This is a genomic window from Methylomonas sp. HW2-6, assembly GCF_052474525.1.
In genome coordinates this window covers 3202849-3228562 of the sequence record NZ_CP184124.1, presented here as the reverse complement: position 1 = coordinate 3228562, position 25714 = coordinate 3202849, and the positions used below count along the sequence as shown (strand labels likewise).

Genomic DNA, 25714 nt, shown 5'->3' with positions numbered 1-25714 from the left:
TGTACCTTAATTGATCGAGGCAACCTAGACATGGCCAAATCCGCGGCATTTCCACGGCAGACATCCTGCGAACCGTTCCGACTCAATCCTTTGGTGGCCTGCGTCCGTCTGGCGCTGACCGGCGGCATGCTGGTGGGCAGTGCCAGTGCGGCTTGGGCGGACACCGGTCTGCCGATTCCGGCGGCAACGTGGGTCACCAGCGGCGCCGCGACCAACCAGATTATCGGCAATACCCTGCGCATCGATCAAACGACCGACAAAGCGATTTTGAACTGGGACAAGTTTAACGTCGATGCGGGAAAGACCGTCCAATTCGTGCAGCCGAACAGCCAATCGATCGCTTTGAATCGGATCAATCAGCAAGACCCCAGCCGGATCTTCGGCCAGATCATCGCCAACGGCCAGATTTACCTCTACAACAAAAACGGTTTCGTGTTCGGTAAGGATGCGGTGATCAATACCAACACCGTGGTCGCGACTACCTTGAACATCAGCGACGAGATTTTCAAGCGCGGTATCACCAAAGTATTCGACGAAAATAACATCGCGGCGTTAGCGATTGAACCGATGGGACCCGGCGATACGCTCGATCCGAAAACGGCACAAATTTTGATCGAGGCCGGTGCGAAGATTTCCACGGATAACAACGGCCGAATCATCATCGTCGCTCCGGAAATCGAAAACCGCGGCGAGCTAACCGGCGGAAAGCAGGGCCAAATCATCCTGGCCGCCAGCCAGGACAAAGTCTATCTGCAAACCGCGAACGAGAAAGATCCGTTTGCCGGCCTGATTGTGGAAGTGGATACCGGCGGCAAGGTCAAAAACGCCACGACCGGTAATATCGGCGTGCGCCAGGGCAACGTGACGATGGCCGGCTTCGTCGTCAACCAGGAGGGCCGGATCAGTGCCACCACCTCGGTCAACGTCAACGGCTCGATCCGCTTACAGGCCGCCGAACAGAGTAGCGTGCGAAGCCAGCGTCTGGTGGCAACCAGTACCGAGCGCACCAGCGATGCCGACGGTTTGGGGACCAAGGCGACCGTGACATTCGGTTCGGAAAGCCACACCGAAATTCTGGCTGACGCCGAGGGCGGCAGCGCCGTCGACAGCCAAGTGCAACCGAATTCCTATTTGGCCGCCACTGCCAACACCGTCGTGGTCGAGGGTGGCGCCCACCTCAAAGTCCCCGGCGGCAAGGTTAACCTGACCGCGACCGATAACCTTCTTACACCCAATCTCGGCACCAAGGGCAGCATCCGCATCGACAGTGGTGCGGTGATAGACGCGTCCGGCTATAAAAACGTCGCGGTGGCGATGGAGCGCAACCTCGGCGAAGTCTCGGTACAGACCTACGATTTGCGGGATGCGCCGCTACAGAAATCGGGCGTGCTGAAAGGTAAAACCGTTTATGTCGATTTGCGCGGCGATACCAAGATCGTTGACAGCAAAGGCGCTAAGGACCGCATTAGCCGCAGTATCCAGGAAAGGCTGGCCAAAGGCGGCAGCATCACCCTGACCTCTGGCGGCGACATTGCCGTGAACGGTGACGCGAAGTTCGATATTTCCGGTGGTTCGGTCAACTATGCCGACGGTTACGTCAACACCACCAAGTTGATGAATGAGTATGGTCAGATCGTCGATATCGGCGACGCCGACCCGAACGACCGTTACGTTGCGGTATTGGGTGTTGTTAATGAAACGCACAGGAAATGGGGCGTAGAAAAGGCTTATAACGTATTGGGAGCCGGCTCCTTTGCCCAGTTCGAACGTGGCTACAGCGAGGGCAAGAGCGCCGGCAGCCTGAACCTGCAGACAGCGCAGCTAGCCTGGAACGGCGATCTGACGGCTGGCTCGCAGGCCGGCCTCTACCAGCGCGACTTGGCGAAACTGCCCGGCGCCGGCGAATTCAAAATCGATTTAGCGTTGCGACAGTCCGGGCAGAACGTCAAGTTCCAAACCACTCCTGGGACGACACAGGTATCGGCCGATCAGATTTTTCCGCTGAAAGCCGACGGCCGGCCGGTGGATTTAGTGATTTCCACCACCAAGCTGGAACAATCCGGCGTGGGTAAAGTTTCGGTAAAAACATTGGGCAGTGCCACGGTCGGCGCCGACGTCAGTTTCGCGATGCGGCCCACCGGCAGCCTTAATCTGTCCGCTGGCATAGTAGACTTCGCCGGCGATTTCAAAGCGGCCGGGGGCAGTATTAGCTTAACGGCCTCCAGTAATGATATTTTGCCTGGTTCGGGCGATTTGTTGCTAGCCGATACCGCCAATCTGGATGTTTCCGGATTATGGGTCAACGATTTGCAAAAAGGTTTCGATGCTTCGCCGACCGACGCGTTGGCACTGGACGGCGGCAAAGTCACGCTTAACTCGGAAGGTAATTTGACGGTCGCGGCCGGTTCCCGGATTCGAGCCGACGGTGGCGCCTGGCTGGCATTGAGCGGTGACATCAAAGCCGGCAAAGGCGGAGACATCACCTTGGCCGCCGACGCTAACGGTCCGAGAGAACCGCTGTTGCGTGTGGCCGGCGAGGTTTCTGCCTACGGTTTGGAACAAAACGGCAGTCTGACTTTGGAAAGTAACAAAATCGTGGTCGGTACGCCTGCAGCCGGCGAAGCCGATCAGGTTTTTTCGATCGGTACCGACGGTTTCGACACCGCCAATTTCGCAGCTTTCAATACCGTCAATTTGATTGCCAACACCGGTGCTGTCACTGTCAAAGCTTCGACTGATCTGGACTTGCGCGCCAGGAATCTGGTTTTGGCCGGCGACTACCTGAACCGCACCACCGGTTCCGCATTGCGCGATTTCAGCCAAGTCGTCGAGTTACCGGAACATATGCGCCAGCCGATGGCGGTCACACTGAAAGGCCTTACCGAAGTGGTGCTGGAAACCGGGAGCACGATCCGCGCCGATAAAGGCTCGACCGTCAGCCTGGTCAGTTCCGAAGGCAGCATTTACGTCGACGGTACCGTGCAAAGTCAGGGCGGCAAAATCAACCTGACCGTGGCCGCGGTCAAAGAACGGGAATACGACGACAAGCAGGTGATCTGGCTGGGCTCGCATGGCAAATTGCTGGCGCAAGGCACCAGCCGCTTGAATCCGGCCGACGTATTCGGCCGCCGTACCGGTGTGGTATTGGACGGCGGCGAAGTTGTGTTCGACGCATTGCGCGGTGCGGTAGTTCTGGAAAGCGGCTCTTTGATCGACGTATCCGGCACCGGTGCCGAACTGGACATTCCGCAAAAAGGTAATCCGAATAGTTTCGTCCGGCAGCAGATCGCATCGAATGCCGGCAAGGTCAAGGTCGCCGCCGCCGAGGGCGGGGTGCTGGAAGCCGATTTTCGCGCAAATGCCGGTTCGCCGCTGGCGCATGCCGGCAAGCTGGAGTTGGCGCTGGACCGGCTCCGCCGCAATCCGCCGGACACGCCGACAATCCCGTTCCCGAGCGATCCGTTGGTCATTCACGTTAGCCAGACTGCCCGCCGTTCTGGGAACCGGGAGCTGGTTTACGGCGAGCCGTTACTGTCGGAATTGAACGAACAAATGTCGTTCAGCGTCGACCGCTTCGCCGCTGGTGGTTTCAGCGATTTGAGCTTGATGGCGGACCAAGTGGAGTTTGACGGTAGTGTCGAGCTGCAAGCCGGAGAGCGGATCAAGATCGATGCGGCCAAGGTGAGCGCAGTCGGCATCGATGGCCAAGCTGCAGACGTTAAGTTGAATACGATGTTCCTGCAAATCGGTTCGTCGCTGAACCGGGCGCTGGCCGATAGTGCCGACACCGGTAGCGGCCGGTTTAGCGGCAATGCGCAATGGATACAACTCAACGGGGCTACGCAATGGAACGGCTTCGAACGGATTGCATTAAACAGTCAACACGACTTGCGTGCGGTTGGGATTCGCTTCGCCGAACGCGATTTCGTCGGCGGCTTGGTGACGGCCGCGGATTTATATCTGCAGGCCAGCCAAATTTATCCGTCCACCCTGAGCAATTTCACCTTCGCGGTCAAAAACAATGCCGACGGCAAGATCGTTATCACCGGTAACAACACCGACACCGATAACACGCCGTTGTCGGCTGCCGGCCAACTGACTTTCGATGCGCCGGTGATCCATCAGGCCGGTGCGATCAAGGCGCCGATGGGGACGATAACCCTGAAAGCCGGCCGCGAATTAACGCTGGAACAAAACAGCCTGACCTCGGTTTCGGCCCGGAACATGAAATTCGACCCGGCCAGCCAAACCTGGGTAGCCGGCGCCGGTTTGACGATTCCGTTCGGCGTAACCCAAGGCGGCCTGGACTGGCTGTATCCGTTGGGCAATACGGACTTCAAGCTGGTTTTCGATACCGCGCCGGAAAAACGCTTGGTACTGTCGGCGCCGGACATCGATATCAAAACCGGGAGTACGGTCGACGTGGCCGGCGGCGGGGATTTGTTGTCCTACGAGTTCCAACCCGGAGTCGGCGGCTCTTACGATTATCTGCAACCGGGCAGTCCGTCTTACCAAGGCGGCTTCGCGGTATTACCTAGTCTGGGCTCCGAGCTGGCGCCGTTCGACCATTACGAAAGCCAGTATTTGCCCTATGCCTTCGGCAGCAAGATTTACCTGGACGGCGGCTCCGGCCTGGCGGCCGGCGAGTACGTGATTTTACCGGCCCGCTATGCGTTGTTGCCGGGAGCTTATCTGATTACGCCGCAAGTCGGTACCCAGGATTTGCCGGTCAGCCAGGCTACGATAGACGGCCGGGCCATCGTGCCGGGTTACATGGTGCAGGCCGGTACCGGCATCCGCGACGCCCGCAGCAACGGTTACTTGATCGAAACCGCCGCCGACGTGCGGATGCGCTCCAGCTACGATATTCACACCGCCAACGATTTTTACCGGCAGCGGGCGCTCAAGAATGAACAGGCCGTGCCGCTGTTGCCAAAGGACAGCGGCCAGATTTCGTTGGTCGCGCAGAACCAGTTGGTCATGGACGGCAAGTTTCTGGTCGAAGCGGCCAACGGCGGTAGAGGGGCGAAGATGGATATCGCCGCCAACCGGATCAGCGTGGTCGAGCAACTCAGCCAGGCGCCTGTAGCCGGGGTGCTGGAGATCCTGGATAGCGACCTCAGCGCTCTAAATGTGGACAGCCTGTTGCTGGGCGGTGCCCGCAGCCGTAACCAAACCAAAGCCGGCGAAACCGATATCCGGGTGACGGCCAGCGAGGTGGTATTCAGCGAGAACGTGGCGTTGAGCGGCCCGGAAATCATGGCCGCCGCGACCGGGTTGATCGATGTGCACGCCGGTGCGGTGTTGGCTGCTGACAGAGCCGCCAACAGCGGCGACAGCGTATTGAACATTGCCGGCGACGGCGCGATTCTGCGCGTGTCCGGCGACAAGCAAGTGGTATTCAACCGCAGCGAAACCTCGACCGACGCCGCCAGCGGCGAACTGCAGGTCGCAGCCGGCGCCACGCTGAAATCGGCTAAATCGATGCTGTTGGGCGCGACCCGCTCCACCCAATTGCTGGGCGAACTGGAAATGGACGGCGGTTCCTTGAATCTGACCGCCAACACCATCAACCTCGGCGAAGTCGATGGCTTGAGCGGCAGCAACGCGCTGAACTGGTCGAACCGCAAATTGTCGACTCTCGCCGTTGACGAGTTGGTGCTGACTGCGCGCGACAGTATTGGGGTTTATGGTAACTTGCATCGGGTCAACGCCGACTGCTCGGCCGAGCTCGATCAAAACGGCAATACCCGTGCCATCCATTTCGGCAGTTTGACCTTGAACGCGGCCGGTATTGCCGGATACGGCGCCGACGGCGACCTCGCCCAGTTGTCCGCCGACAGTTTGACGCTGCAAAACAGCGCCGGCGCGAAAAGTTTGCGCACCGGCAGCGGCAACGGCGTATTGGCTTTATCCGCCGACATCCTGAAAACTGCCGACATCCTGAAAGCCGCAGACAGCCCGGCGGACGACAAGGGCATGTTTGTAATCGACGGATTTTCCCGCGTCGATGCCAACGCGGCCAAAGAATTCAGAGCGGCCGGTCAAGGCACGTTGAAAGTCGCCGCCGACTTGAGTCTGGCGGCCGGTATGCTGACCGTCGACGGCGGCGGCCGGATTCAGCTCGATGCGAGCGGCCACGACGCGGTGTTCACCGGCTTGGCTAGCGAGGCTAAGGTCGCGGGCGGCCTGGGCGGCGCGATTAGTGCCGTCGCCGACAGCATAGACTTTAATGCTAAAGCGGTACTGGCGTCCGGGGCGTTGGAATTGCAAGCCTTGACCGGCGACGTGGTGATCGGCGCCGAAGCCGATATCGATCTGGCCGGACGTAGCGTGCGTTTCGCGGATCAGAATAAATACACTGCCGGCGGTAGTTTCAAAGCTATTGCCGACCAGAAGCGAGTCATCGTGCAACAAGGCGCGGTGATTAATGCGGATGGTGGTGGCGACGCTCAGGGCGGCGATATCGTATTACGGGCACCGAACCAGTCCTTGATATTGAAAGGCCAAATCCGCGCCAACGGCGGCAGCGCTGCGATCGAAGTGGATCGCTTCGATGCCGGCGCCGATTTCGGCGCGCTGATGGCGATCGTCAAAAATGCCGGCATTGACCGCTCGATTGACTTTCGGGTGCATAACGCCGATATCAAACAACTGGCTGGCGGCTTGATCGCCGCGCGCAAGGTTACTTTAGCTAGCGATAACGGAGCGGTGAACTTGGCCGGTAGCATCAATGCCGATGCTACCGATAATGGGGGAGAAATCAATATTTACGCTGGCGACAACATCACGCTGCAAGACGGTGCTACGTTGTCTGCAGTGGGTGTGGGCGAAGGCGCCAAGGGCGGTAAGGTTTTACTGTCGGCGATCGATTCGGATAAGGACGGTACGGGCGGTATCGCCATCCGCTCCGGCGCCAACATCGACGTCTCCGGTAACGGTGCTGCCGGCGGCAAAGTAACACTACGTGCGAAACGCAGCGTCGACGGGATCGATATACAACCGGTGGCCGGCACGGTAACCGGATATACCAAGTTCTATGCAGAGGGCGTAAAGGTTTACGACAACTTGGCTTTGCACAACGACGGCGAAATCAACGCCGCCGACATTGATGAGATCAAGCGGGATACGCTGGCTTACATGACGGCACAGACCATGCAAAAGGTCGCGGCGTTGGCGCCCGGCCTGCAGTTGCTGGCCGGCGTCGAAATCGATTACGACGGCAACCTGGCTTTGCAGGAGCGTTGGGATCTGGCCGATTGGCGCTACGGTAATCTTGCCGACGGCAACGTCTGGAACGACACGCCGGGCCGGCTGGTGATCAAGGCCACCGGCGATTTCGATGCGAATCAGTCGCTGAGCGACGGGTTTAAGAAGGAAGGGTTTCGTTTTGCTGCAAATAGCGTCCTGTCAATTACCGATAAATTGCAGGGTGGCGACTCCTGGTCATATGACATTGTCGCAGGTGCTGCCGATGGCAGCGCTGATTTTAGAGCGGTCGGCAGCACTGGTACGTTGAAGATCGCAGAAAAGACTACAGTACGCACCGGCAACGGCGACATGTGGATAGGCGCGGGCGCAGACATTAAATTCGATGCCGGTTCCGCTTCGGTTTACAACGCCGGCCGCCCGACTGAATCCAATCCGTTTGGTAACCTGAAAGCTCGTTATATCGGCCAAAATTTTTACACCGAGTATCCGGTAGAGGGGGGCGATTTGACCCTGGCAGCCGGAGGCAGTATCAAGGGTGCCGCAACCGAGAATAACTTCAATAGCTGGTTAAGCAGGATAGGCTCGTGGAAGGAGGGCACCAATCATCGGGATGAGTTGCCTACGGCGTGGGGGCTCTTGCTGGGTTATGCTGAGGGCCTAAGTGAGGATTCTGATCAGGTCGTTGGGGGATCTGAACGGTTTTTTCAACAAAATGTGGGGTCGTTCGGCGGCGGTAAGGTTACTGTCATTGCCGGCGGTTCGATCACGAATTTGGATGTGATGATGCCGACGACCGGTAAGCAGGTCGGGAAGCCGAACGATAACGACAGACCCAAACCGAACCGGTTCGATACCAACGAGGTTCAAGTCAACGGCGGCGGCACGATGCAGGTCTACGCCGGCGGCGATATCGTCGGCGGCACCTACTATTTGGGAAAGGGCGCCGGCAATATGGTCGCCGGCGGCAAGATCGGTGCCGGCGAAGCCGCCGCCAGCGGCCCCAGGCTATTGGTCGGCGATACCCGGATGGCTATTAGCGCAGGCGCCGGTGTGGATCTGTCCGGCGTTTCCGATCCGATGAGCCTGCATAATGGCGGCGTCAACTTCTTCAGCTACGGCGCCAATAGCAGCCTCAGCGTCGAAACGCTGGCCGGAGATGTGGTGCTGCGTGCCGGCGGTACGCTGGGCGGCTCGGAGGGTGTCCTGAAAGATATTTATCCGGCGTCACTGAGCGTTGCCGCCGTGGCAGGTAATATCCGTATTGCCGATGATATTGTCTTGTTTCCGTCACCGACTGCGCAATTGTCGTTGTTGGCCGGCGATAGTATTTCTACTGAGACGAATACTAACTCGCTACAGCAAAAACAACTGGTTATGTCGGATTTCGACCCTAGGTTGTTGCCGACAGCCGTGTTGCCGCGTGCATCCGAATTGTTCGCCGTTCGCAGCGCTATCATGGGGGAGCACGCCACAGAACCGCTTCACGCCGGCAACAAGCAGCCGGTACGCCTGATTTCCGCTAACGGAAACATCGAGAACATCATTTTTACGTTGCCGAAACACCTGTTGTTGAGTTCCGGCAAGGACCTGGTGGACGTTTCGCTGGCGGCGCAGCATGTTGCCGCCGATACCGTTTCGTTGATCGAAGCGGCCCGCGATATCCGTTACAGTTCGTTTCGCAGCCCGAATACCGGTATCCTCACTTCCAACCAGAATAAAATCGAAGTGGCCGGCGGCGGCGATGTCTTGATCAAAGCTGGCCGTAACATCGATTTGGGCGCCTCGGTCGGGGTCTCGACCACCGGCAATCTGTTCAATACCAGTTTGGCCGATCGCGGCGCCAATTTGCATCTCCTGACCGGCGCCAACGGCGAACTGGACTATGCCGGCTTCATTGAAAAGATCATGCAAGACGATCCGCAGTACGCGGCCGAATTCGATAAAGCCAGCGGCGTGATTTTGGGCTTCATGCGCCAGCGTTTGCACGACGATACGCTGGATGGTGTCGCAGCGTTGGCCGCTTTCGCCAAGTTGAGCAGCCGAGATTTCGTCGAGATCCAACCGCAATTGAACGCGGCGCTGTTGCCGGTGCTGTTCGATGAAATCAAGGCGTCCGGCACGGCATCGGCCGGTAGCAGCGACCTCGGCAACCAGCGTGGCTTCGCCGCGATCGACAGTTTATTTGCCGGCAGCAACTGGCAGGGCGATTTGAGCATGTTCTTCAGCAAAATTCATACGCTGGACCACGGCAACATCAACATTCTGGCACCGGGCGGCCAAGTCAACGTCGGTCTGGCGGTGTCGTTTGCCGGCGAGAAGGACGAATCGCAACTGGGTATCGTGGCTTGGCGCGAGGGCGACATTAACGTCATGGTCCGCGACGACTTTTCGGTCAACACCTCACGGGCTTTCGTATTGGACGGCGGCGATATTCTGGTCTGGTCGTCCGAAGGCAACATCGACGCCGGCCGCGGAGCCAAAACCGCGCTGTCGATTCCGCCGGTCGAGCCGACCTACGACAAGGACGGCAATTTGACCAGCGAGCCGCCGGCGATCATTTCCGGCAGCGGTATCCGTACCGCGGCCAATTCGGCCGGCCGCGTGCCGGGCGACGTGTTCCTGTTCGCGCCGAAAGGCGTGGTCGACGCCGGTGAAGCCGGGATCGGCGGCAAGAACGTGTTCATCGCCGCGACGGCGGTACTCGGTGCGCAAAACATTCAGGTCAGCGGCGTTGGCACCGGCGTCCCGGTCGCGGCCACCGGCAGCGTCGCCGCCGGTTTGACCGGAACCAGCAATCTGAACGCCGGCGTCAGCCAGATGGCGGAAAGCTCGGTCAACAACAGCGTGGGCAAGGACAACGGCAACTCCATCGCCAAAGCGATACTGGGCATGCTCAGTGTTGAATTGTTGGGCTTCGGCGACTAGCCGAAGCCGGCGGAATTGGCCGGTTCCAACGATTTTCCGCTCATTGTTATACGCATGTTCGTTTGCTGACCGTCATTCCGGCAGGGAGCGCCGGAATCCAGGCTGCAAGGATAGCTCGAAGCTACCATCCATGGCGCTGGATGCCCGAGTCCTGCCGGCATTACGGCACTTCGCTGGTGCCCACGGTCCCCCTTGGAAACCCGTACCGAGCTGACCGGCCCGCAGGTATTCCCACGCCGTAACGTCGGAACGAGGGGATTCCGGTCGCAACCGGATTGGTCGGTAAATTTCACGAAAATGTCATAAAAATGTAAAGAAAAGTCAGGATAATTCGCTAAGTACCTTGTTTTGAGAGAGAAAATGAAGCGGATTGCCTTGTTAATGTTGGCCTTGTCGATGATGCCCGGATTGGCGCAAGCCTGGTGGAACGACGACTGGGGCTATCGGAAGAAAATCACCATCGACGCGCAGCAGTTGCAGCAAAACGGCGTCAAGCCGGTGGCCGAGGGCTTGGTGCCGGTGCGGCTGCATACCGGCAATTTCGGTTTCTTTGCCGATCTGGCCGAGAACGGCAAGGATTTGCGGTTTTTGGCGGCCGACGATAAGACACCGCTGAAATATTTCATCGAGAAAATCGATACCGTCAACGAGATGGCCCTGATCTGGGTCAAACTACCAAAAGACATAGCAAGCGCCGACGAGGCCATGTTCTGGATGTATTACGGTAACCCGAAGGCGGTAGACGCCCAGGACGGCGCCGGCATTTTCGACGTGGCCCAGGCTGTGGCTTATCACTTCGACGCCGATGCGGTGAAAGACGCCACGGCTTACGCCAATCAACCGTCTGCGGCGACCTCGACCCGAATCGAAGGCGGTGCCGTCGGCGACGCCGGTGCATTCAACGGTAGTCAGTCGCTGAAGATCGCCGCGACGCCGGCCGTGCAAATGGCGGTCGAATTCGGCTGGACCGTGTCGGCCTGGGTCAAGATCGACCAAGCCCAAGCCGACGGTGTGATTTTTCAGCGCGACGGCCTGACATTGTCCGTTAGAGGTCAGACCCCGGTCTTGGACCTTAACCGTAAGGAACTGGTCAGCCCGACCGATCTGAATCTGGCGACTTGGCAATTCCTGGCCGTCAGCGCCACCAAAGAAGGTTTTACCTTATACGTCGACGGCAAGCCGATGGGCGTGTTGCCGGCCAGCGTGCCGACTCTACTCGGCGACAGCAGCATCGGTGCGGCGGTGGATGGTTCCCGCGGCTTTGCCGGCGCGATCGACGAATTCGGCATCGCCAAAATCGCCCGCGACCAAAATTATTTGCAATTCGCTGCGTTGATGCAGGGCCAGTCTTCGGCGCTGTTGAACTACGGCGAGGACAGCACGCCGGACAGCGAAGAGGGCGGCGAATCCTATTTGATGGCGACGCTGGACAACGTTACGCTGGACGGTTGGGTCATCATCGGCATTCTGGCGGTGATGTTCATCATTAGTTTTCTGGTGATCGTCAGCAAGGCGATTATTCTGAACCGTACCCGCAGCGAAAATAGAAAGTTCGAGGAAGCCTTCAGTCAGCTCGGTTCCAAAAACCTTACCAAGCTCGATCATCAGGACGAGGAAGATCAAGCGGACTTCGACGAATCACCGTTGCTGCTGTCGTTGACCGGTAACCATGCGGCCTTCGCCGGTTCATCCATCTACCGTATCTACCATATCGGCGTTCAGGAAATGAACAAACGACTGGCCAAAGGCGTAGGCGCCGATGCCGCCGAACAGGGCTTGTCCGCACAGGCGCTGAATGCGGTCAAGGCTTCGATGGACGGGGTGTTGGTGCGGGAACTGCAAAAACTCAATTCGCAGATGGTGCTATTGACCATCGCCATTTCCGGCGGTCCGTTCCTGGGTCTGCTGGGTACCGTGGTCGGGGTCATGATTACCTTCGCCGCGATTGCCGCTAGCGGCGAAGTCAACGTCAACGCCATCGCACCGGGTATTGCCGCGGCCTTGGCTGCGACCGTGGCCGGTCTGGGCGTGGCGATTCCGGCGCTGTTTGCCTACAACTACCTGGGCAGCATGATCAAGGCAATCACCGCCGATATGCACGTCTTCGTTGACGAATTCATCGCCAAACTCGCCGAACAGCATAGCTGATATCCCATTCTTAGCAGACGCAGCGCTCACCTGGCGGACAGTTGCCGGTAGCGCCTGCGTAACCTACGCAGTCAAGAGAATACCTAATGAAAGTTCAAGAAGAAAACGCCGCATACGACGAAATCAACGTCACGCCGATGCTGGACCTGGCTTACGTGTTGTTGGTGGTGTTCATCCTGATGACCACCGCCGCGGTGCAGGGCGTCCAGGTCAATCTACCCAAGGCCAGCAACACCCCAAGTTTGGCCAAACCGCAAACTAAGGCGATTACCGTCACTGCCGACGGCACCATTTTTCTGGATACCTTTCCGGTGACGATGGAACAGCTCGAATCCACGCTGCTGCAATACAAGGCGGCAAATCCGGAATTGCCGGTGGTGGTCAAGGGCGATGCCACGGTGCAATACCAAAGCGTGGTCGACATTCTGGCCTTGCTGGGCCGACTGGAAATTACCCAGGTCGGTCTGGTCACGCAGAACCTCGTGAAATAAGTTGGCGCGATGTCGAAAAAGAAGCATTGGCGGGTTTACATACCCATGGTGATAGGTGCCTTGATCGCTGCGGTGGCCATTTTTTATATCGTCAAAGTCATCATCGACTTTGCCGGTAACAAACCGGCCAAAAACGAAAAGAAAATCCAGCCGATCACCTTGCTGAAACCGCCGCCACCGCCGCCTCCGCCACCGAAAGTGGAGAAGCCGCCCGAGCCGGAAATCAAGGAAAAAATCAAGGAACCGGAGCCGGAACCCGAGCCCGAGCCGGAACCCGAGCCGGAACAGGCGCCGCCGCGCGATTTGGGGCTGGATGCCGAAGGCGCGGCCGGCTCCGACGGTTTCGGTCTGGCCGCCCGCAAAGGTGGTACCGGCCTGTTCGGCGGCGGCAGCGGCAATCCCTACGCCTGGTACGGCGGTCTGATCAAGAACGGCATTTCGGCTCTGCTGAACAACCACGAGGAGCTGCGGCGCAAGGGTTATACCGCCATCGTCAAAGTCTGGTTAAAGGCGGACGGTTCAGTAGAACGGGTGGAGTTAGCCAAGGGCAGCAACGATGCCGAAATCGACGAGCTGTTGAGCCGTTTGCTGAACAAGTTCGACCGGGTCGCGGAACCGCCGCCGCCCGGCATGCAGCAACCGGTCAAATTGAAGATTTCATCGAGAATTTAAAAATCATAGGTAGAACAAAACAATGGCGAACAAAACACGGCTGATGGCCCTGGCGCTGTCAGGGTTGATCGGCAGCGTCCAGGCCGGCGAGAAGGAAGAATTGCTGAAGCTGCGCAACACCACCACCAATTTGATCAAGCAATTGGTGAAGCAGGGCGTTCTGACCGACAAGGCGGCCAACGAAATGATCAAGCAGGCCGAAGCCGACGCCGGCCAACAGGTCGCCGCCGCCAAAGCGGCCGGCGAGAAAGAGGCCGTGCCGGCCGACGAAGTGCGAGTGGCTTACGTGCCGGACTTCGTCAAGGACGAGATTCGCCAGCAAGTGCGTAGCGAGCTGCGCGAAGAAGTGGTCGGCGACGTGATGCAAAAAGCCAAGAACGAACAATGGGGTTTGCCGAATGCGTTGCCGGACTGGACCCGCAAGTTCAAATTGTCCGGCGATTTGCGCTTGCGTTCGCAGCACGATTATCAGGCACCGGACAATATCCCAAATTCTTATCTGGATTACCAGACTATCAACAATGCCGGTGGTGTGACCAATGCCGGCCTGGATGCGTTTTACAACACCACCGAAGACCGCCAGCGTTTCCGGGAACGGCTGCGGATCGGTATCGATGCCAATGTTACCGACAACTTGAAGGCCGGCGTCAGGCTGGCGACCGGCAACCAGCGCGATCCGGTATCGACCAACCAGGACTTGGCTAACTTCGGTAACCATTACGATTTCACGGTCGACCGCGCCTACCTGCAATACGATGCGACCGACGACAACAAATTCAAATGGCTGACGCTGAGCGGCGGCCGGATCAAGAACCCGTGGTATACCGGCGGCGGCGAGTTTACCGGCGGTAGCGAGTTGCTGTGGGACGTCGATTTGTCGTTCGAGGGCTTTGCCGCGACATGGCGCCACCACTTGGGCGACTCCGGCAGACTGATGGATGCGGGAGACCAGAGCCATCAGGCTTATCTCACGGTCGGCGCGTTTCCGTTGCAGGAAAGCAGTTTCAGCAGCGACAAATGGCTGTTGGGCGGCCAGGCCGGCATGGATTGGGCCTTTACCAACCAGGATAATTTGAAATTGGCCGCAGCGTATTACGATTACGTCAACCTGCAGGCCAGGCAAAATACCACCGCTTCCGGCACCTGCGACACCAACAATCGAGCCAATACCGCCTCGCGACCGCAGTTCATGCAAGGCGGTAACACCTTGGCGACGATTTGTAAGGAAGGCACCCGCTTGGCGCCCGGCACCTTGCCGGCCATGGTCGGTTTGGCGTCGGATTTCAACATCGTCAATATCAATGCTTCTTACGACATGGCCTTGTTCGCGCCGTACCATCTGCGCATCAGCGGCGACTACGCCAGAAACATCGGCTTCGACAAACAGGAAGTCAGTCGCTTGTACGGTTCCGCGGTCGATGCCAAGACCACGGCCTGGCAGTTCCGCGCCGATTTCGGTTGGCCCAAGGCGGAAGTCGCCGGGCATTGGAACGTCTTCGCCGCTTATAAATATGTCGGCCGAGATTCGGTGTTGGACGCGTTTACCGATTCGGATTTCCATTTGGGCGGCACCAACGTCAAAGGCTGGTTCATCGGCGGCAACTACGGTTTGATGAAAAACGTCTGGTTGACCGGACGCTGGCTGACGGCCGATATGATCAGCGGCCCGACCTGGGGCGTCGACGTGCTGCAAATGGATATCAACACCCAGTTCTAGGCGAGGAGGCGACATGAAGCGGTATCAGATTACCTGGCATTTGCCGGCGGGATTGTTGCTGGCGCTGGCAGTTTCGGCGACGGTTTCGGCCGCGCCGCGCGAGGCATCTAAAGATAGTGGCGCGGTATTGAAACTGCAGGGCATGGTGAAAAGCCTGACCGCCGAGCGCGACGCGGCCCAGGCCGAAACCGCCAAACTGAACGAGCAACTCAAGCAGTTGGAGCAACTGAAGAAAGAGCATTCCGCCGCCGTCGCGGCCAAGGAGCAACTTGGTAGCGAATTGTCGGCCCAGCGCAATGCCGCCGGCGAAGTGCGCGAACGTCTGGAAAAATCCAACGCCCGCTTGCAGGAGGCCTTCGCCAAGAACCAGGAAGTTAATCAGGCCAAAGCGGAATTGGCGGGCCAACTGGCGGCGTTGAAAACCAAACAGCAGGCCACCGAGCAACAGTTGAACGTTTGCGGCGAGCATAATCTGAAGCTCTATGAAGCCGGAAAGGATTTGCTGCAGCGCTACCAGAACAAGGGCGCCCTGTCCGGTTTGCTGGAGCAGGAAACCTTGCTGCAGTTCAATAGTGTGGAAATGGAAAACATCGTCCAGGAATACGAAGACAAATTGCGTGCCGGCAAGCTGGCGGAGCAAACCGCGGCCGAGGCCGGTATCCCCGCCCAATAAGCCTTTCCGTTGCCAGGGGTGCGGCGTCATGTCGCACCTCGTTTCCCTGCAAATTACCGAAGCCAGTACCAGTTTAACGATACAAATAAGTTAAAATCGGGCTAGCAGCGTTTTTAAAGCGGCTAAGGAAACGATATTCGAAGTTCCGTTTTTCGACGGAAGATCATTGCGGACCAGATATAAGGCGTTGATTTTTCAGTGTCTATTTGAATCTGTTCCGGGCGGGATGGAGTCATCCGCTTCGACCGGCGCGTCCTAAACAACCACACGCAAGAATCATCGAGATACTCATGACAACACATAATTTTTTGAAAAATCTGGGCATTGTTGTTTTGACGACCGGATTGGTGGCCTGTAACGGCCCCGAGGAACGGAAAGCGAAATACATGGAAGAGGGTAAGCAGCTGTTTCAAGCGGGCGATTACGAGAAAGCCCAATTGGCCTTTAAAAACGTTTTGCAAATCGATCCGAAAGACGCCGAAAGCCGGTTTCAAATGGCCGAGGCCCTAAGCAAGCAAGGTAAAATCGAAGCCGCGTTCAAGGAATACAGCGGCGTTGTCGCCAGCAGCGAGAATCATGTGATGGCCAGAGTCAGGGTCGGCCAGTTACTGTTATTGAACCGGATGGTCGACGATGCCGAAAAAATGGTCGGTGAAGCGCTGGCGAAAGAACCGGACAACGTCGAAGCGCTGGTGTTGCTGGCCGGCGTGCAATCAGCCAAAAACAATAACGACGGCGCCATCGCTTCGGTCGAACGCGCGCTGAAGCAAAGTCCGGACGACGTGCCGGCTACATTGATGATGGCATCGATTCAAACCCGTCTGGACAAAACCGATCAGGCCATTGCGCTATTGCAACAGGCGATTGCCAAAAAGACAGACAATGTGCCGCTGCGCAGCATGTTGGCCGGTTTGTACGCCAAAACCCAGAATGCGGCGGAAGCGGAGAAAACGCTGGCGGACATCGTCAAGCTCGAACCGCAGCAATTGCAGCATTACCGCAGCCTGGCGCTGTTTCAGGTAGGCACTCAGCAAGTCGACAAGGCCGAGGCCACTTTGCGTAACGCCGTCGCCCAAATGCCGGACAACGATACTGCAAAAACCTACTTAATCGATTTTTTGCTGGAAAAGCGCGGGCCGGAAGTGGCGATTGCCGAACTGCTGCCGATGATCGAGCAAAAGCCGGATGCTTACGAATTGAAATTCAAACTGGCTAATATCCATCTGGCCAAAAAAGAATTCGACAAGGCCGAAGCCACTTTGAAAGAAATTGTCGACCGCGACAAATTAGGTCCGAACGCGATTACCGCGCGCAATAAATTGGCCGCCTTGTATGCCTTGACCAAACGCGGCGACGAAGCCAAAGCCCTGATCAAGGAAGTACTGGAAAACAATCCGCGCGACGCCGAAGCGTTGACGATGCGCGGCCAATTTGCGCTGGCGGAAAACCGGATTCCGGACGCAATCGCCGACTTCCGGGCGGTGCTGGTCGATCAGCCCAACAACACCGGCGTGTTGAAAATGCTGTCGGCGGCGCATCTGCGCAATAACGAAGATGAACTGGCGCGCGAGAACATGGAAAAAGTCGTGTCGCTGACACCGACCGACGAAACCGCGCAACTGGATTTGGTCGGCCTGTTTTTGAAAGGTAATAAGCCCGACCAAGCCAAAGCCCAACTTGAATCTTTGCTGAAAGCCAATCCGAAAAGCTTGAAGGGTCTGGAAGCTCTGTTCAAACTGGAAGTGACGCAAAAGCACTGGGACAAAGCCCAAGCCGCGGCCAAGCAGGTGCAGGATTTGAACGACAAGGACGCTACCGGTTTTTACATGTCCGGTTTGGCCTACCAGGCGGAAAACAAGCTGGCGGAAAGTGTCGAAGCCTTTAGCAAGGCCTTGGAGCGGAAACCGGATGCGGTGGAGCCTTTGACCGAAATGGTGAAAAGCTATCTGGTGTTAAAACAATCGGACAAAGCCTTGGCCAAGTTGCAACAGGTGGTCAAACAACAGCCGGACCATTTCGTCGCCTATAACCTGATCGGTGGCGCCTATCTGAACGAGCAGAAGTTTGCCGAAGCCAAAACCGCTTACCAGAAGGCGCAGTCGATCAAACCCGATTGGTATAGCCCTTATCGCAACTTGGCCTTGATCGAACTGGCCCAGAAAAACAAAGCCGGCGCGATCGATATTTATAAAAAAGGTATCGAGAAAACTGGCGGCGCCATGGAACTGGTCGACGATCTGGCTCGTTTGTACCACCGCGACGGTCAGAATCAGGAAGTGTTAGCCCTGTATGAAGCTTCCTACAAACAGCATCCCGATTCGGCGGTGGCGGTCAATAATCTGGCAAGCTACTTGTCGGATTTCGCGGCGACGCCGGAAAATCTGGAGCGGGCTGCCAAACTGGCAGAACCCCTGCTGAAAACCAACAACCCAAATATGCTGGATACCGTGGCCTGGATTGCCTACAAGCAGGGCAATTACGACAAGGCCAAGGAAATTATGACCAAGTCGATCGAACGCGACGCACAATCGCCGATCAGCAACTACCACATGGGCATGATTTATTACAAAACCAACGATCCGGTCAAAGCTCGCGAGTATCTGCAAAAAGCGGTCGACAAGAAAGTCGAGTTCGACGGCTTGGCCGAAGCCAAGGAAGTGCTCGGCAAGCTGTAAACCGCCGCGCTTCGCCACCGGAAAACGCCGTCCCGCAAGGGCCGGCGTTTTTTTTTTGCCCTCAGGTTTTGCTATGTACTGGTGTGTTCATGCTTTATCTTTTTTTTCGATTTAATAATCGATATTTACCGTTTCAAACGGCTATTTGTTTTTCGTAACATGTTTCGCAACGGGAGTTCTTATGCAGTTCATGCGCGCGGAGACCACATGCAAATCCAATTCGAAACCGACTTTTCAACATCGGCCCAGCAGCAAGAGCTGGTCAGGCAAGTCATCGCCATCTTGCGGGGGATGCGTTTCGGTTCGGTGGAAATCGTGGTGCACGACGGCCGTGTGGTGCAAATCGAGAAACATGAAAAGTTTCGTGTGAAAAGTGCCTGACGCATCTAACCCCAGTTCTACCGTACCCGCGGCGAAAAAACCAATAGCACCGATAACCGACCGGATCGCCGGAAGTTAGCCAATCAGGAATTTTGATTCCACGTCTGCAACCGAATACACGAGTTAACCATGAGAAGAAAACACATCAGCGCACGATCGGCGACCGGCGCGATCGGCTTACTGCTCGGCCTTATTGGGAACGCCGCTGCCGAGGATTATTACCGGCCGACCAAAGGCTACCGCGTTGAGCCTGCGCCCGATACCCCGCCCTACGTGCGTAACTTGAGCAAAACCCAATTCGAACAATTCCGCAATGTAGAGTGGCTGGACGTCGGTCTGGATTTTCGCAGCCGCTACGAATACCGGGAAAACGATTACCGCCCGGTAGGGGCAAACAACAGCGGAGTTTACCGGCCCGATCCCGACAATATCTGGTTGTTACGAACCCGGGCTTTTCTGGGGGTAAAGGATATTCTCGATCCGCTACGCTTTGTCATGGAATTGGAGGACGCCCGCAGTTATAACGGCCTCTACTCGCGGACCGACGCCGACGTCAACGAATTCGAAATGATCCAGGGCTATGCCGAGTTGTATTTCGCCAATGCCTTGGGCCATAACCGGCCGATCAGCATTCGCGCCGGTCGCCAGCATCTGGAGCTACTGGACCGGCGCTTGGTCGGTAACAACGAGTTCCGCAATACCACCAACAATTTCGAAGGTTATCGGGTGCGGTTCGGCAAGAAGCAGAACAACTGGGATCTGGATACCTTCGTATTTCAACCGGTCGACCGCTTGAAATACGACTTCGACCAGCCCGACGAAGATACTTGGTTCTATGGCGCGGTGTTCAGTTGGAAGCAATGGTCGGACTATGTGACGATCCAACCGTATTTTCTGGGTAAGCACGTCGATGGCGATCCGCGCAATCCGATCAACGCCAACCGCAAGGCCGATGCCGATATTTATTCACCGGGTTTACGGGTTTACGGCTTGTTTTGGGACAGCGGCTTCGATTTCGATGCCGATATCACCAAGCAGTTCGGTCACCAAGGTCGCTTGACCGGAACCAACCGCAATAACTATTCGCAGATCGTCGAACAACACGACGCGTTGGCTTACTCGCTGGAGTTGGGTTACACCTTCGACCACGACTGGAAACCCCGCGCCAGCCTGTATTACGGCTACGGTACCGGCGATAAAACCGGCGGCGACCGCACCAATCAACGCTTCGATGCTTTTTACGGCTTTAACCAGCCTTGGTCGCGCAACGACTATTACTCGTGGGATAACATTCATGCCCCCAAGGCGCGGTTGGAATTTACGCCCTACAAGGATGTGCGGATCGATACCGGTTACAACGCCTATTGGCTGGAAAGCGATGCCGGCGGATGGCGGCGGGCCGGTTTGGGTAACGGCAACGGCAAGACCTTTATGGGTCACGAATTCGATATCCGCCTGCGCCACAAGTTGAATGCTTTCGTGGATTGGAGCTTGAGTTACGCCCATTACACGCCCGGAGACTATACGACCTCTTTGGCCAGAACCAACGGCCCTTTTACCAACGAACCGAGCAACTTCTTTTATTTCGAAGTTTCGCTGAACGCATTCGGCGACGGCAAGCCCAAATATCATTAATTAAACGCTCATTCCCCCTGAGCAGGTTTGGCCGGTTGGTCGAGCCGGGCGGAGCCGTGGGTTTTTATATCCCTAAATAAGATATGTATCTCGAAAACGATCATTTTAAATCAGATAAAAGGCCGCGTACCATATCGCCAAAGGTGTTAAAGCCGGGCGTTTCGGCTACCGAGTACCGAATCAATCTCTTGAGGAGTCATTATGAAGCTGAGTTACACCGTTAAATCCGTGCTGCTTGCGTTAGGCCTGCTGGCCAGCGCCACGGCGGTGGCGGACCGGACCATCCTGAACGTGTCGTACGACCCGACCCGCGAGTTCTATCAGGATTTCAACAAGGAATTCATCAAGTACTGGAAACAAAAAACCGGCGAGGACGTTAACGTTCAGCAATCGCACGGCGGCGGGGGCAAACAGACTCGGGCGGTGATCGACGGCCTGGAAGCCGACGTCGTGACCTTGGCGCTGTCCTACGACATCGACCAGATCGCCGAGAAAGCCAATTTGCTGCCGAAAGACTGGCAAAAACGGCTGCCGGACAACAGCCTGCCTTACACCTCGACCATCGTGTTTCTGGTGCGCAAAGGCAATCCCAAAGGTATAAAGGACTGGGGCGATCTGACCAAGGATGGCTTGCAAGTGATCACCCCGAACCCCAAAACCTCAGGCGGCGCACGCTACAACTATCTGGCGGCCTGGGCTTACGGCGAGAAAAAATTCGGCAGCAAGGACGCCGCCAAGGATTTCGTCAAAAAGCTGTTTAAAAACGTACCGGTACTGGATTCCGGCGCCCGTGGTTCGACCACGACCTTTATTCAACGCGGCATCGGCGATGTGTTGATTACCTGGGAAAACGAAGCCTTTCTGGCCTTGAAGGAATTCGGCGCCAGCGAATATGAAATCGTCGTCCCGCCGACCAGCATCAAGGCTGAGACGCCGGTAACCGTGCTCGACAAAGTGGTCAAGAAGAACGGTACCCAGGATCTGGCTGACGCCTATTTGAACTATCTGTACACCCCCATCGGCCAAAAACTGGTGGCCAAGCATTTCTATCGGCCGTCGCATCCCGAGCACGCCGATGCCGAAGATATGAAACGCTTCCCGAAACTGGAATTGTTCACGGTTAACGAACGCTTCGGCAGCTGGGCGCAAGTGCAGAAAGAGCATTTCGACGACGGCGCCAATTTCGACCAGATCTATACGCCGTAGAAAGATATTGTTGCGAATGAAAATGTAGGTCGGGTTAGCGAAGCGTAACCCGACAAATCGATTGCCAAACGTCGGGTTACGCTTCGCTAACCCGACCTACATAAAAATAGTTATGCCACAAAGCCACATCATGCCCGGATTTCGTCCCGCGCTGGGATTCACCTTGCTCTACCTGACGCTGATCGTCTTGATTCCGCTCAGCGCCTTGTTGCTGAAATCGCTGAATCTGAGCCTGGAGCAGTTTTGGGGGATTTTGACCAACAAGCGGGTGATCGCCTCGTTTCAAGTCAGCTTCGGCGCGGCCTTGATCGCGGCCGCCGTCGCCGCGGCCTTGGGCTTTGTCATCGCCTGGACCCTGGTGCGCTACCCGTTTCCGGGCAAAAAACTGTTCGACGCCCTGATCGACTTGCCGTTTGCCTTGCCGACCGCCGTGGCCGGGATCGTGCTGGCGACGATTTACGAACCCAAAGGTTGGGTCGGTAAATGGGTGATCGAAGCTACCGGCGTACAGATTGCGTTCAAACCCTTGGGCATCGTGTTCGCGTTGATCTTCATCGGCTTGCCGTTCGTGGTGCGTACCGTCGAGCCGGTATTGCAGGAATTCGATCTGGCCATGGAAGAAGCCGCCGCCAGCCTGGGCGCCAGCCGCTGGCAAGCGTTCATCAAAGTGATTTTCCCCAACATTCTGCCGGCGACCATTACCGGCTTTGCCTTGGCTTTTGCCCGTGGCGTCGGCGAGTACGGATCGGTGATTTTTATCGCCGGCAACATGCCCTACATCTCGGAAGTGGTGCCGCTGTTAATCATCACCAAACTCGAACAATACGACTATGCCGGCGCCACGGCAATCGGCCTGACCATGTTGGTGATTTCGTTCCTGTTGCTGCTGTTTATCAATAGCCTGCAATGGTGGGTGCGCCACCGTAGCGGCCAACTTTAAGGAGACGGCGATGAGTGCAATTGCTTCAGCTGCAGGAAAACCGGCCAACGCGCTGGCGCTGAAAGATGCCGACTGGGTGCGGCTGGTGCTGATCGGCATCAGTCTGGCCACCATCGGCCTGTTTTTGGTGTTGCCGCTGGCGACGGTGTTGATCAATGCCTTCAGCAAGGGCTGGTCAGCGTATGCCACGGCGCTGCAACATCCGGACGCTCTGGCGGCGATGCGTTTGACCTTGCTGACCGCCGCCATCACGGTGCCGTTGACCACCGTGTTCGGCGTATCGGCGGCCTGGGCCATTGCCCGCTTCGAGTTTCGCGGCAAAAGCCTGCTGATTACCTTGATCGATTTGCCGTTTTCGGTGTCTCCGGTAATCGCCGGCTTGATCTACGTGCTGATCTTCGGCTCGCAAGGCTGGTTGGGGCCGCTGTTGGCCGAACATAACATCAAGATCATCTTCGCCGTGCCCGGTATCGTCCTGGCGACCTTGTTCGTCACCTTTCCATTCGTCGCCCGTGAATTGATCCCGCTGATGCAGGAAATCGGCCACGAAGAGGAAGAAGCGGCCTTGTCCTTGGGGGCCAGCGGCTGGCAGACCTTTTTCAAGATTACCCTGCCCAACATCAAATGGGGCTTGCTGTACGGCGTGCTGCTCTGTAATGCCAGAGCGATGGGCGAGTTCGGTGCGGTGTCGGTGGTATCCGGCCATATTCGCGGCCTGACCAACACCCTGCCGTTGCACGTCGAGGTCAGCTACAACGAATACGACTTCGTCGCCGCCTTTGCCGGTGCGTCGATCCTGGCCGGCTTGGCGATCATGACCCTGATCTTCAAAACCCTGCTGGAATGGAAACAAAGCGAAGACCGGAAAAAGGCGAAGGAATAAATAAAGCGTAGGTTGGGTTAGCCGCTAGGCGCTTGTGCCCTATGGGTATAACCCAACACGTCGGCCTTAAAACCGATGACCAAGTTAGATTCAAAGAGGCAGCCAATGAGCATCACCCTACAAAACATCAGTAAACAATTCGGCGCTTTCAAAGCCTTGGACAACATCAACCTGGACATTCCGGAAGGCGAACTGGTGGCGCTGTTGGGACCGTCCGGCTGCGGCAAGACCACCTTGCTGCGGATCATTGCCGGCCTGGAGCAGGCCGACCAAGGCGAGGTTTATTTAAAAGGCGACAACGTCACCGAACAGCCGGTCAAAAACCGGCAGATCGGTTTCGTGTTTCAACATTACGCCCTGTTCCGGCACATGACGGTGTTCGACAACATCGCCTTCGGTTTGCGGGTCAAATCGCACAAGGACCGGCCTAGCGAAGCGATCATCCGCAAGAAGGTTCACGACTTGCTGAATTTGGTGCAACTGGATTGGTTGCACGACCGGTTCCCGGACCAATTGTCCGGCGGCCAGCGCCAGCGCATCGCCTTGGCCAGAGCCTTGGCGGTCGAGCCGTCGGTGTTGTTGCTGGACGAACCGTTCGGCGCGCTGGACGCCAGTGTGCGCAAGGACTTGCGGCTGTGGTTGCGGCATTTGCACCAGGAACTGAACGTGACCAGCATCTTCGTCACCCACGACCAGGAAGAGGCGATGGAAGTCTCCAGCCAGATCGTGGTGTTGAACCATGGCAAGATCGAGCAAAAGGGTACGCCGAGCGAAATCTACGATCATCCGGCCAGCGACTTCGTCTCGCGTTTCATCGGCCAGACCAATGTGTTCAAACTCGACGACGAGGAACATTTCTGGCTCAAGCAAAGCGGCGTGATTGTCGACGACTCGCAAGGCATCGTCGCCCATGTCCGGCCGCACCATATCGGCGTCGAAAAACCAGTCGATCAGAATCAAGCCCCGGTTTATCTGAAAGACTGGCAACATCTGGGCGGCACGATCCGGCTGGAATTGAACCGCGACGGTGCCAACGGTTCCGGCGCCACGATTTACGCCGAAATGCCCAATGAACAGTTCCGCGAACTGGCGTTACAAAAGGGCGACCGGGTGGCGCTGCGGATCAAACATGCGCATTGGTTCAACTGATGACTAGCCGGCTTCGGCAAAGGAGTGTGCATCAATGAATTTCAGCCAATTGGAACTACTGCGCCTGCTGCCGGAAACCCAGTTCAACCTGTCCAAAGCCGCGGACAAGGTCAATATCGTCCAATCGGCCGCCAGCCGGCATATTCAATTGCTGGAAGAGGAACTGGGCTCGCCGCTGCTGGAACGCCACGGCAAGAAAATCCTGGGTTTTACCGCGCTGGGCGAACGGGTGATGCAGGAAATCGAAGGTATCGATCTGGCCAAACGCAACATCCAGACCATCGCCGACGACTACCAGGCCAACCGCAACGGCGCCTTGCACATCGCCACGACGCACACGCAGGCCAAGTATTTGTTGCCGGAGCCGATCCGCAAATTTCGGGCGCAATTTCCCGGTGTGACGATTTACATGGTGCAGTCGTCGCCGGGCGAAATCATCGATTTGCTGTACCGCCACGAAGCCGACATCGCCATCTGCACCGAGAAAATGGAGGACAGCGAGAAGCTGGTGATCAAGCCGTGCTACGAATGGAACCACGTCGCGATCGTACCGCAGGGCCATCCGCTCGCCGACGCCAAGCTGACGCTGGAGAAGCTGGCGTCCTATCCGTTATTGACCTATTCGCCGGGTTATACCGGTCGCTCCAATATCGAAAAAGCCTTCGCCAAGCACGGCTTGGAACTGGATATCACCTTGTCCGCCGCCGACTCGGACGTGATAAAGACCTACGTCAGGCTCGGTCTGGGAGTGGGCATCATTTCCGGTGCGTCGTACGAGCCGGGCAACGACAGCGATCTGATCTGTATCGATCTGGCGCATTTGATCCCGCGCTCGATGACCAAATTGGCGTATCTTAAGCAACTGTATCTGCCTACTTATTTACGTTGCTTTATCGATGAATTGCTGAACGCCGGCAGCGGCCGGGCTACCTCTTAAATCGGACGGTGCGTACAATGGGAGGGGATTGTTTCAACGCATTTAACGCATTTAACTTATTCGCGCCGCT

14 protein-coding genes are annotated in these 25714 nt (G+C 57.0%); all 14 read left to right on the top strand.

Annotated elements, in window-relative coordinates; all coding sequences use genetic code 11:
- Positions 1 to 30 precede the first annotated feature (30 nt).
- The 14 genes from ACH518_RS15620 (at position 31) to ACH518_RS15555 (ending at position 25644) form a co-directional block, all read left to right on the top strand.
- Positions 31 to 10137 (top strand): filamentous haemagglutinin family protein, encoded by a 10107-nt coding sequence (locus ACH518_RS15620; RefSeq protein ID WP_445370763.1) that lies wholly within the window; start codon positions 31 to 33, stop codon positions 10135 to 10137.
- Positions 10138 to 10497: 360 nt separating this feature from the next.
- The gene (locus tag ACH518_RS15615) at positions 10498 to 12285 is read left to right on the top strand and encodes a DUF2341 domain-containing protein (RefSeq protein ID WP_445370762.1); all 1788 of its coding nucleotides are present in this window, start codon (positions 10498 to 10500) and stop codon (positions 12283 to 12285) included.
- 86 nt (positions 12286 to 12371) lie between these two features.
- A complete protein-coding gene (locus ACH518_RS15610) occupies positions 12372 to 12776 on the top strand; it encodes an ExbD/TolR family protein (protein WP_140912839.1) in 405 nt (134 codons plus the stop codon).
- 9 nt (positions 12777 to 12785) lie between these two features.
- Positions 12786 to 13448: an energy transducer TonB family protein gene (locus ACH518_RS15605; RefSeq protein ID WP_260839342.1), complete on the top strand. Its 663-nt coding sequence runs from the start codon at positions 12786 to 12788 to the stop codon at positions 13446 to 13448.
- A 22-nt stretch (positions 13449 to 13470) separates the two neighbouring features.
- Positions 13471 to 15165, top strand: coding sequence for a putative porin (locus ACH518_RS15600; RefSeq protein WP_445370761.1), 1695 nt, complete (start codon positions 13471 to 13473; stop codon positions 15163 to 15165).
- Between the two features lie 13 nt (positions 15166 to 15178).
- Complete coding sequence (locus ACH518_RS15595) at positions 15179 to 15838, top strand: hypothetical protein (RefSeq protein ID WP_445370760.1); 660 nt, start codon at positions 15179 to 15181, stop codon at positions 15836 to 15838.
- 290 nt (positions 15839 to 16128) lie between these two features.
- Entirely contained in the window at positions 16129 to 18513 is a 2385-nt protein-coding gene (locus ACH518_RS15590; RefSeq protein WP_445370759.1) for a tetratricopeptide repeat protein, read from the top strand.
- Positions 18514 to 18720: 207 nt separating this feature from the next.
- Entirely contained in the window at positions 18721 to 18894 is a 174-nt protein-coding gene (locus ACH518_RS15585; protein WP_445370758.1) for a YezD family protein, read from the top strand.
- Positions 18895 to 19023: 129 nt separating this feature from the next.
- Positions 19024 to 20529 carry an alginate export family protein gene (locus ACH518_RS15580; RefSeq protein ID WP_445370757.1) on the top strand — a complete coding sequence of 502 codons (1506 nt, stop codon included), beginning with the start codon at positions 19024 to 19026 and terminating at the stop codon, positions 20527 to 20529.
- A 201-nt stretch (positions 20530 to 20730) separates the two neighbouring features.
- Positions 20731 to 21735: a sulfate ABC transporter substrate-binding protein gene (locus ACH518_RS15575; RefSeq protein WP_445370756.1), complete on the top strand. Its 1005-nt coding sequence runs from the start codon at positions 20731 to 20733 to the stop codon at positions 21733 to 21735.
- A 112-nt stretch (positions 21736 to 21847) separates the two neighbouring features.
- Positions 21848 to 22675: a sulfate ABC transporter permease subunit CysT gene (cysT, locus tag ACH518_RS15570; RefSeq protein WP_445370755.1), complete on the top strand. Its 828-nt coding sequence runs from the start codon at positions 21848 to 21850 to the stop codon at positions 22673 to 22675.
- A 10-nt stretch (positions 22676 to 22685) separates the two neighbouring features.
- Positions 22686 to 23558 carry a sulfate ABC transporter permease subunit CysW gene (cysW, locus tag ACH518_RS15565; protein WP_445370754.1) on the top strand — a complete coding sequence of 291 codons (873 nt, stop codon included), beginning with the start codon at positions 22686 to 22688 and terminating at the stop codon, positions 23556 to 23558.
- Positions 23559 to 23663: 105 nt separating this feature from the next.
- Positions 23664 to 24707 (top strand): sulfate/molybdate ABC transporter ATP-binding protein, encoded by a 1044-nt coding sequence (locus ACH518_RS15560; RefSeq protein WP_445370753.1) that lies wholly within the window; start codon positions 23664 to 23666, stop codon positions 24705 to 24707.
- Positions 24708 to 24741: 34 nt separating this feature from the next.
- Positions 24742 to 25644 carry a LysR substrate-binding domain-containing protein gene (locus tag ACH518_RS15555; protein ID WP_445370752.1) on the top strand — a complete coding sequence of 301 codons (903 nt, stop codon included), beginning with the start codon at positions 24742 to 24744 and terminating at the stop codon, positions 25642 to 25644.
- Positions 25645 to 25714 lie beyond the last annotated feature (70 nt).